The following is a 3,251-nucleotide window of genomic DNA, read 5'->3' as shown; positions in this document are numbered from 1 at the left end:
GAAGATACAAGCGGAGATTGTATTTTTATTTTTTTGGGACGAACATTTTAGCATTGGTCATCATCGTTGTGTCACTCACTTGTACTATTAGTTCTTTATTCAACGCATTAAATTCATAACAGCCATTGGCAAATTAGTCAGCGGCAAAATTTATAATTATGTCAGTATTAGTTTTTCTTGACCAATCAGAAGGGATAATAAAAAAGTCTTCTCTTGAAGCAGCAAACTACGGGGCAAAAGTTGCTGAGCAATTAGGTGTAGCCGCAGAAGGAATAGTTTTGGGTAACGTTACCGATGACTTAGCAGCATTAGGCAAATACGGATTAAAAAAAGTGCACACTGTAAAAAATGACACACTCGATCATTTGGATGCACAGGTTTTTACCAATGTACTGGCTCAGGCTATTGCTGCAACGGGTGCAACCATAGTGGTGTTTAGTAATAACATGAACGGTAAAGCTATAGCTCCAAGGTTAAGTGCAAAATTAAAAGCTGGTTTGGTTAGCGGTGCAATTGCATTGCCCGATACAACCAATGGATTTGTAGTAAAGAAAAGTGTTTTCAGTGGTAAAGCTTTTGCAAACATTGCCGTAAACACACCGGTAAAAATAATTGCATTAAACCCTAACTCTTATAATATTGTAACTGCAGATGGCACTGCAGAAGTTGCAGCATTTGCCGCAACTGTTGATGCACCAAAAATTACCGTTACTGCAACAAATAAAATTGTTGGTGAAGTTCCATTAAGCGAAGCTGAATTGGTTATCAGCGGTGGCCGTGGTTTAAAAGGCCCGGAGAACTGGGGACTGGTTACCGATCTTGCAAAATTATTAGGCGCTGCTACTGCCTGCAGCCGTGCTGTTGCAGATGTACACTGGCGGCCGCATCACGAGCATGTGGGCCAAACCGGTTTAGCTATTGCTCCTAATTTATATTTTGCTATCGGCATTAGCGGTGCCATACAACATTTGGCTGGTGTTAACAGAAGTAAAGTAATTGTAGTAATTAATAAAGATCCTGAAGCACCATTTTTTAAAGCGGCAGATTATGGTATTGTAGGCGATGCTTTCGAAGTGATGCCCAAGGTAATTGAGGCGGTTAGAAAGTTAAAGGGAGCATAACCCCTCCTTCCTTTACCGGAAATGGATTATGGAGAAGATTATATTTTAAATTTATTAAAGCCTTTCAATTAGTTTTGAGAGGCTTTTGTTTTTATATTTGCTTTTATTAATAATCCTTAATCAATTCCCTTTTTGGGGAAAGGGTATATGAAAAAAATAGAACTGGAAATAGTAGCACTCTCCCACAGCATTACGCAAACGCACTCTTATGCCGTGGTATTAGGAGAAGTAAACGGACTGCGCCGCTTACCTATTGTAATTGGTGGCTTTGAAGCCCAGGCAATTGCTGTGGCGCTGGAACGCATGAGCCCCAGCCGTCCGCTTACACACGACCTGATGAAAAATTTTATGATGGCCTTTAATGTGGAGCTGCACGAAGTGGTGATAAACGATTTGCAGGAAGGAATTTTTTACAGCAAATTAGTTTGCAGTTCTGCCAACGATACGGTAGAAATTGATTCCCGAACATCAGATGCGTTGGCACTGGCTGTAAGGTTTGGCTGCCCCGTTTATACTTACGATACCATTTTAGACCAGGCCGGTATTTTAATGGAAGATGATGGCAAAAAGAAAAAAGTGCAATCAGTAACTACCGAAACCGGCGGCAGCGACGATTTAAAATCTATGACACTGGAAGAATTGAATGCCCTGCTTGCTGATGTGCTGGACCATGAAGATTATATACGTGCTATTGCAATACGGGATGAAATTAAAACAAGAAAGGATAAGTGAGGTAATGAATAATTTTTTAATGAATAATTAATAATATTAAGAATGCAACACAACCTCTTTCTCTCAGTTGCAAAAAAAATCAATCCCCCATTCCACAAAAAATTATCCATTATCAATTACCCCCAACATGCTCGTTTTCCCCAATACTAAAATAAATCTCGGTCTACAAATTCTTAATAAAAGAGAAGATGGTTTACATAAAATTGAAACGGTTTTTTATCCTATTGGCTTAAAAGATGCACTGGAAATTATTCCATCAACAAATTCTGCTACTGATGTTGAATTTACTTTAGGAGGCTTACCAATAGATGGCAAGAGCCATGATAACATGTGCCCCAAGGCCTATCAACTTTTAAAGAATGACTTTCCTCAATTGCCGGCTATTAAAATGCATTTACTAAAAGCCATTCCTATGGGTGCAGGCATGGGTGGCGGCTCGTCAGATGGTGCTTTTACTTTAATGCTGCTGAATCAAAAATTCAAACTCAATCTTACCACGCCTCAACTTATTGCATATGCTTTACAATTGGGCAGCGACTGTCCTTTTTTTATCATTAACAAACCTTGCTATGCAACAGGCCGTGGCGAAATTTTAGAAGAAATAAAACTTGATTTATCAGCCTACAAAATTGTAGTGGTTAATCCCAACATTCACGTACATACCCGTGGCGCTTTTAATCAACTTACACTTGTACCGCATAAAAAAACTGTAAAAAAAATCATCCGTCAACCCATAACAACATGGAAGGACGATTTACAAAATGATTTTGAAGAAAACATAGTTACAAAGTATCCTAAACTAAAAAATATAAAAAAAGCTTTGTACAACGAGGGTGCAATATATGCTTCGATGACAGGTAGCGGCAGCACTTTTTTTGGCATTTTTGAAAACACTATACCGCTAAAAAGATTTACAGATAAAAATTATTTTGTAAAAATATTGCCTTAGTCTAATTCACTCAGTAAAGAATCGATATCTAATGCAGCAGTGCCCATCCACAATTTTCCTTCGGTATTGGTGGGCCATTGGTCTTTAGGCCTGTCCCAGTATAATTCCACGCCATTGCCATCTAAATCGTTTAAATAAATTGCTTCTGATACTCCATGATCAGATGCTCCCGTTAATGGATATTCTGCATCTGTTAATCTTTTAAAAATAACCGCCAGGTCTTTACGTGAGGGATAAACAATGGCAAGGTGATATAAACCTGCAGCTCTTACCGGTGCCGGCCCTGCATTTTTACTGTGCCAGGTATTTAAACCAATATGATGATGATATCCACCGGCCGAAATAAAAACTGCACTGTCGCCATAGCGCTGTGTAATTTCAAAACCCAGCAAATCTTTATAAAAACTTAAGGCCCTGTCCAGATCGGCCACTTTTAAATGCACATGCCC

Annotated in this window: 4 protein-coding genes; 3 read left to right on the top strand and 1 reads right to left on the bottom strand. The window is 38.9% G+C overall.

Going from position 1 to position 3,251, the window contains the following annotated elements; genetic code table 11:
- Positions 1 to 158: 158 nt before the first annotated feature.
- The 3 genes from ACY65O_RS07180 to ispE all read left to right on the top strand — a co-directional run bounded on the left by ACY65O_RS07180 (position 159) and on the right by ispE (position 2,802).
- Positions 159 to 1,121, top strand: coding sequence for an electron transfer flavoprotein subunit alpha/FixB family protein (locus ACY65O_RS07180; protein ID WP_462220172.1), 963 nt, complete (start codon positions 159 to 161; stop codon positions 1,119 to 1,121).
- A gap of 147 nt (positions 1,122 to 1,268) precedes the next feature.
- A complete protein-coding gene (locus tag ACY65O_RS07175; RefSeq protein ID WP_462220171.1) occupies positions 1,269 to 1,853 on the top strand; it encodes a bifunctional nuclease family protein in 585 nt (194 codons plus the stop codon).
- A gap of 67 nt (positions 1,854 to 1,920) precedes the next feature.
- Positions 1,921 to 2,802 carry a 4-(cytidine 5'-diphospho)-2-C-methyl-D-erythritol kinase gene (gene ispE, locus ACY65O_RS07170; RefSeq protein ID WP_462220170.1) on the top strand — a complete coding sequence of 294 codons (882 nt, stop codon included), beginning with the start codon at positions 1,921 to 1,923 and terminating at the stop codon, positions 2,800 to 2,802.
- Here the strand turns inward: ispE and ACY65O_RS07165 are convergent.
- Positions 2,799 to 3,251 (bottom strand): VOC family protein (locus ACY65O_RS07165; RefSeq protein ID WP_462220169.1); only part of this gene is annotated, 453 nt, incomplete at its 5' end. The genes ispE and ACY65O_RS07165 overlap by 4 nt on opposite strands.

The organism is Ferruginibacter sp., from assembly GCF_031430955.1.
Classification (GTDB): domain Bacteria; phylum Bacteroidota; class Bacteroidia; order Chitinophagales; family Chitinophagaceae; genus Ferruginibacter.
Note: the sequence above shows the minus strand (reverse complement) of the source record. Positions and strands in the feature narration are given on the sequence as shown.

Excerpts from the sequence above, each read along its gene's own strand:
- ACY65O_RS07180 (WP_462220172.1), top strand. The coding sequence starts at position 159 with ATGTCAGTATTAGTTTTTCTTGACCAATCAGAAGGGATAATAAAAAAG.
- ACY65O_RS07175 (WP_462220171.1), top strand. The coding sequence starts at position 1,269 with ATGAAAAAAATAGAACTGGAAATAGTAGCACTCTCCCACAGCATTACG.